Origin of the sequence: Mesorhizobium sp. M7A.F.Ca.CA.004.12.1.1 (assembly GCF_003997835.1) — a bacterium.
In the GTDB taxonomy this organism is placed as follows: Bacteria; Pseudomonadota; Alphaproteobacteria; order Rhizobiales; family Rhizobiaceae; genus Mesorhizobium.
In genome coordinates this window covers 1-428 of record NZ_RZRK01001527.1, presented here as the reverse complement: position 1 = coordinate 428, position 428 = coordinate 1, and the positions used below count along the sequence as shown (strand labels likewise).

1 protein-coding gene is annotated in these 428 nt (G+C 61.4%); it reads left to right on the top strand.

Annotated features, from left to right (window positions below):
- A partial coding sequence (locus EN984_RS37380) for a CoA transferase (RefSeq protein ID WP_206517606.1) occupies positions 1-362 on the top strand: 362 nt, incomplete at its 5' end.
- Between the last annotated feature and the right edge of the window lie 66 nt (positions 363-428).

Below are 428 nucleotides of genomic sequence, written 5' to 3'. Positions count from 1 at the left end.
GCCAGTACGACAAGGCCCTGTGGCCGCCGATGCGCGCCGCCATTGCCGATCGGATCCGGCAGAAACCACGCGACGACTGGGACCTGCTGTTTGCCCAGACCGATGCCTGCGTGGCCCCCGTCCTGTCGCTGCAAGAGGCGAAGCACCACCCGCACAATCGGGCACGCAACGCCTCTGTGACGACAGGTGCATTTGAGCGCCCGGCCCCCGCGCCGCGTTTCTCGAGCTCGCAACCGACATTGGCCACTATGCCAGGCGATGAGGATTTGTCGCCATCGGCAATTCTGGCACGTTTCGGCTTTGCGAAAGCCGAGATCGACGGCCTTGTCAAATCCGGCTTGCTGACCGATAACGATAACTAGAGAAGAAAGATCAACTTACTGCGGTGCTGCCTTGGACGAGCCGAAAGCATCGACACCAGGATCAGC